Source organism: Paenibacillus allorhizosphaerae (assembly GCF_042659105.1).
In the GTDB taxonomy this organism is placed as follows: Bacteria; Bacillota; Bacilli; order Paenibacillales; family NBRC-103111; genus Paenibacillus_G; species Paenibacillus_G allorhizosphaerae.
The window spans coordinates 1-4315 of sequence record NZ_JBHSRV010000050.1; the positions used below are offsets into that span (position 1 = coordinate 1).

A 4315-nucleotide genomic window follows, 5' to 3' on the forward strand; every position below is an offset into this window, starting at 1 on the left:
AACAATTAAGACTGGAACTCAATAATATTGATTAGGCTAAGCTAGCAGGATTTAGCGGGAAACGATAGCTCAACACAATCATCATGAGGCCGCCGTAGGTGTGATCGGGCGGCCTCATTAAGCTAAATGGCAGGATAGTGTAACAATTAACAAAGGTAAATTATAATTTATGGCGAATAGTTTTGATTAGATAATACATATTTAATCGTCGACCCCCTTTTTTAATATAAAACCTTAGCCCTGTAGCCCGTTGCTATGGGGCATTTTTTTCATTGAAGGGCAGTTTAGCATAGGATGGTGCCATTTATTAAGTCGCCATTTGGAAGAATTGATACGAAGTGAAACATTCTAAATCATAAAAAAATATTGAAACATTGCTTGACCTTAGAGTTACCCGAGGGTTTATCATGGTCCTTGTCAGAGGAATATATTGAGAAGGAGGGGTTGGGTGTATACCATTGGCGAAATATCGAAAATCGTTAAAACATCAGTCGATGCATTAAGGTATTATGACGAAATTAGCCTGCTAAAGCCCGTACACGTTGAAGAAAGTAACCGATACAGGTACTACTCAAAAGAGCAAATTAGCCAACTATTATTAATAATTGAACTTAAGCAATATGGGTTCAGTTTAGATGCCATCAGGGAACTACTACATAATGGAGCGTATTTGGACAGACAAAGGATAAAACTAGCCTTAAGTGCAAGGCTTCAACAACTTGAGATTGAAAAAAACGCTCTTGAAAAGACAGTCGCTTCTGTTATTCGAAGAATAAATGAGATAGAAGGGGATGAAAATGGAGTGAGTGCGAAAAAGATTTTGATAGTTGATGATGTAGCTTTTATGCGACAAATTCTGGGTGAAATCTTAGAAAAGCATGGTTATCTCGTTGTTACGGCAGAGAACGGTCAACAAGCTGTTGACAATTTTGCTGATGAAAAACCAGACATTGTTATCATGGATATTAATATGCCTATTATGGACGGCATAACTGCAACGACAAAAATAAAGGAGATGGACAAAGACGCAAAGATATTAGCTTTATCGGCTAAAGGCTTCTTGCCTGTAATTTTTGAGATTCTTGAAGAAGGAGCGAGAGACTTTATAGTAAAACCATTCCAAGAAGAAACCATTCTTGATGCCTTAATTAGGATATACGATGGAAATGTTACTTTTAACGAACAAACATTCCAAGCAATAAAAGAACAATTCGGAGAAGACAACACAAATAAAGAAGCAATGTCACAAGAAATGATTTCAAAAGTACTTCAACTTTGTACTCGGGAGTATCACGAACACACTCGTGAAGAAATAAAAGAGTTCATGCAGTATCAGTCCTAAATAAGACTCTATTCTATCGAGTAGGGGTTTTTCATCCAAATGATACTTGCTCAACTAACGGATACGATAGTGTGGTAAGGAAGATGACAATTGGGATAAACGAATTACAGAAAAAGGAAATCCGCCGACAGTACCGAATTTTGATTTGAAGGTAAGTTTGAATTAGGAGGGGCTAAGATGGAGCGCCAAACCCAAGAAGAAACGATACTCTCACTTTCAACTTTGTTGATCCAAAATTATGTATTTCCCGACATTGCACATCGTATGCAAGTGGAATTCACGCAACGACTGAACAACAATGAGTATGAGGAGATGACTGACCCTGCCACTTTCGCCAAAACAATAACCTCCCAGCTACAAAATACTTCAAAAGACAAGCATCTGAATGTCCGCTATAACCCGCAGAAGCCTCCAGCTGAGGATTATGCGGAGGGGAGAGATGTAGTACCAGAAGATCACTTTATGACTATGATTCAACTGGATAATTACGGGTTTACTAGAATCGAGCGGCTCCAAGGCAATATTGGCCTTTTGGAATTTCACGCGTTTATGTCGCCCGAACATGCCGCGGAAACCGCTGCCAGTGCCATGACCTTTCTTGCCAACACATCTTGTCTGATCATTGACATAAGGAAAAATTTTGGCGGCGACCCTCATATGGTAGCTTTTCTAACAACTTATTTGCTCGATCCAGCTCCGAAGCACTTGAATAGCTTTTACCTGAGAAAAAACGAGGAGATCAAGCAATTTTGGACCTTGCCCTATGTGCCTGGGAAGAAATTCGGCGGTAGCAAGCCGTTGTACATCCTAACCAGCAATAGAACATTCTCCGCAGCGGAAGAGTTTGCCTACAACTTGCAGACGATGGGACGAGCTATTATAGTGGGAGAACGAACCGGAGGCGGGGCTCATCCAGGAGGCTTCCACAGAATCAACAAAGACTTCGAAGTGTTCATTCCGTTTGGCCGTGCCATCAACCCGATCACTCAGACGAACTGGGAGGGAGTAGGAGTTACCCCCGATATTGAAGTTCCTCAAGACCATGCTTTCGAAGTAGCCTACACCACATTGCTTCAAAGTGAGCATAAACGGATTTCTGAGAATCCGATCCCAGGTGGAAAACGGTTAATGGATGAACTCCAACGAGCTATTCGGAACAATACTAATGCAGCTTCAATTGTTGGGTAACGTTAAACCAAGAATAATAAATGTCAAGGTATTAGACTGAGTCCGGCTTAAGCTATCGGGTAAAGATAGCGCAGAAAACACATTAACGAGGCCGCCGCGGGATCAATCGATCGGGCGGCCTCGTTAAGCTAAAGGGCAGTTTACAGCAACAAAATCTTGATTATAACCGTTAAATATGAAAAGAACTGCCTTGTCTTTGATAAGGGGGGAACTATGTGTTTAAAAGAAAATTATTGGCTTTTATTTGTACCATTTTAATATCAGCTCCGATTGTGGGTTTTTGTTTTATGCTCATAGAAGGAAGTACAATAAAAGAAATACCTGGGTTAATCTTTACTTATATAATTGCAATCCCAGTTTCACTTATATACGGGGTTCCTATATCAATGCTTTCCGATATATTAAACAATCAGTTTAGCGGCAAAAAAAGAGGATTCTTTTCATTAATTGTACATTTATTTTTTGGAATTTGTTTTGTTTATTTAATTATGGTTCTTGATTCAAGATTTTATCTAACTGAATTCAATATGTTCGACCTATATTTCTTAGTTGCCTCCACAATTATTTCATTCATTTTTTGGGCAGTGGACGAGATTTTGAGGAAATATTTAAATGAAAAAGTAAATTAGTTTATTAAACGAAGAACGATAGTATCATAAGGAGCAGGCTGGGTGGGCAACTCGGGCAACCTATTTAACATTCGGGCGGATTAACACCATTCGTTTTCATTTTCTTTAAGGATAAACCATTTCTGATAATGGCAGATGTTCAGGAAATTATTGGAGTTTAAAAAGGAACACTCCGTATTAAATGAGTATTATGAAATTAGGGGGGACTCCAATGAAGAATTCACTTGCGATTGTATTCCTTTTTCTATTCGTTATAGGTTGCGAAGAGCAAAGCATTACTGATTTAATCACTCAAGAGTCGCCAAAGACAGTCGTAATGACACAGGACCTTATCGCTATTGAAAATCATAATGATGGAATGGTGCGAAGGAACTTAGAATACAACTCCAAAGACAAAGGAAAAATAGCTGTCGACCCAAACTATTTCAATCAAAACAATATTAATCGGGGCGATGTGATTTACTATAAAACACCTAAAATTGATAACAACAAATATCCACAACTAAATCCGCCCGAGTATAATATTGCAAGGGTTATAGCTCTTCCAGGCGAAGAAATTGAAATTAAAAAAGGAAAAGTTTATGTTAACGATAAAAGGCTAGATACCTTCTATGGTAAGGCTCTCAGTTGGGGACTCGAAGAAGAAGAATATTTTAAGATAGTCAATAAGCCAGGTTCAGTTCAATGTGGTGAATCATGCCTGAAGACCATGAAAGAATACTTTAACATGCGAATGGAAAAAATTAAAGTTCCCGAAGGACATCTCTTTGTTATGGGTGATACGTGGTGGAGAAGTATTGACAGTCAAATCTATGGTCCTTTGCCTGTTGCCACAATCAAAGGAAAGGTATTGGGGTATGCCGGTAACTGATTGAACTCCCTCGGTACGATTAAGTTTTCTCACGAATGCTCGCTAATTCGCAGGATTTCTCCCCTTGTAATGAGGAATGAATTTCAGGAAAGTGACCCGCTATAGACTTTGGCAACATGAATGCGTACGTAAATAAAGGGGGGAGGTTCTCGACCCATATATTTCCATTTACTGCACGCATTCTCCACGTCACCCTCGGAGGTTTTCACTCCCATGTCTCAACGGGTCCAAGCCCTTTCATTCCTTCGTTACACCTGTCCAAGGGGTGGAGGCCGGTCTTGCTAA

Annotated in this window: 4 protein-coding genes; all 4 read left to right on the forward strand. The window is 39.5% G+C overall.

Features of this window, described 5'->3' with window-relative positions:
- Positions 1-448 precede the first annotated feature (448 nt).
- The 4 genes from ACFQI7_RS37580 (at position 449) to lepB (ending at position 4030) form a co-directional block, all read left to right on the forward strand.
- Positions 449-1342 carry a response regulator gene (locus tag ACFQI7_RS37580; protein WP_218103572.1) on the forward strand — a complete coding sequence of 298 codons (894 nt, stop codon included), beginning with the start codon at positions 449-451 and terminating at the stop codon, positions 1340-1342.
- Positions 1343-1519: 177 nt separating this feature from the next.
- A complete protein-coding gene (locus ACFQI7_RS37585) occupies positions 1520-2530 on the forward strand; it encodes a S41 family peptidase (RefSeq protein WP_218103573.1) in 1011 nt (336 codons plus the stop codon).
- A gap of 215 nt (positions 2531-2745) precedes the next feature.
- A complete protein-coding gene (locus tag ACFQI7_RS37590) occupies positions 2746-3159 on the forward strand; it encodes a hypothetical protein (protein WP_377518606.1) in 414 nt (137 codons plus the stop codon).
- Between the two features lie 211 nt (positions 3160-3370).
- Positions 3371-4030 carry a signal peptidase I gene (gene lepB, locus ACFQI7_RS37595; RefSeq protein ID WP_218103609.1) on the forward strand — a complete coding sequence of 220 codons (660 nt, stop codon included), beginning with the start codon at positions 3371-3373 and terminating at the stop codon, positions 4028-4030.
- Positions 4031-4315 lie beyond the last annotated feature (285 nt).